The sequence below is a fragment of the Bacillus sp. AFS001701 genome (assembly GCF_002559405.1).
GTDB lineage: Bacteria > Bacillota > Bacilli > Bacillales > Bacillaceae_G > Gottfriedia.
On record NZ_NTZO01000517.1, the window covers coordinates 1 to 1,021 of the forward strand.

At 30.7% G+C, this 1,021-nt stretch carries 1 protein-coding gene; it reads right to left on the reverse strand.

Annotated elements, in window-relative coordinates:
• Window positions 1-44: 44 nt before the first annotated feature.
• Entirely contained in the window at window positions 45-893 is an 849-nt protein-coding gene (locus CN514_RS21840) for a MurR/RpiR family transcriptional regulator (protein ID WP_098234380.1), read from the reverse strand.
• Window positions 894-1,021 lie beyond the last annotated feature (128 nt).

Here is a 1,021-nt window from a genome sequence, read left to right on the forward strand (position 1 = left end):
AAAGATGTCTCAAGACTTTTGAGACATCTTTTTTCCTAATCATATTACGATCTTGTTTCTGATATTGCAGTTCTTACTTTTTCAAATGATGTTTTAGCTTTGTGAGAGTTCAAGATCATTAAGTTTACGTATAATGCATCAATAATACTTAATTGCGCAATTCTTGAAGCAAGTGCTTCTGGTCGATATTCTGTTTCTTCGGAAGATGTATAAAGCGAGACATCAACATTTTGACTTAAAGGTGATTTTGGAAAACCTGTAATTCCAATCGTTTTGGTACCGTTTTCATTTAAAACTTGTAAAATACGAAGGATGTCTTTATTTGAGCCTGAGTGTGAGATAACGATCGCTACATCTTCCTTTGTCAGTTGAGAAGCTGACATCAATTGAAAGTGCGAGTCTGTGTACGAGTTTGCTTTTATTCCTGTACGTATAAATTTATGGAAGGCATCCATAGCAATAACAGATGAGCCACCTACACCATATAATTCAACTTTATTTGCTTTTAATATAAGATTTACTGCTTTTTTAATTGATGCTCCGTCTAGAATTTGGGCTGTATTTTCAAGTGTTCGAATATTAGATTGAAATATTTTATTTGCTATTGTTATTTCATCGTCTTTTTCGTTAATTTCCTCGTGGATTTGCTGAATCGGCGTCATAATTTCAGTTGCTAATGCAATTTTAAGCGCTTGGTATCCTTTAAATCCAATCCTTTTACAAAATCTAAAAACAGTTGCATCAGCAACGTTTAAGTCTTCAGCTACTTCTGTAATCGTACTGTGAATAATATGCTTTGGGTTTTTTAATATATAATCAGCGATTTTTTTTTCTTTATCACTTAATCGCGCATAATAAGAACGAATTTTACCTAAGCTGTTCGTTTGTTCCATATTCTTTACACCTTTCCTTAGGAAATTGATTTTAGAATAAATAAATTTTTAATATAGTATTAAATTGAAATTGTTTGTATTTTAAAGATTTAGAAAAGCATTATTATTTACTTAATATTATTATATAG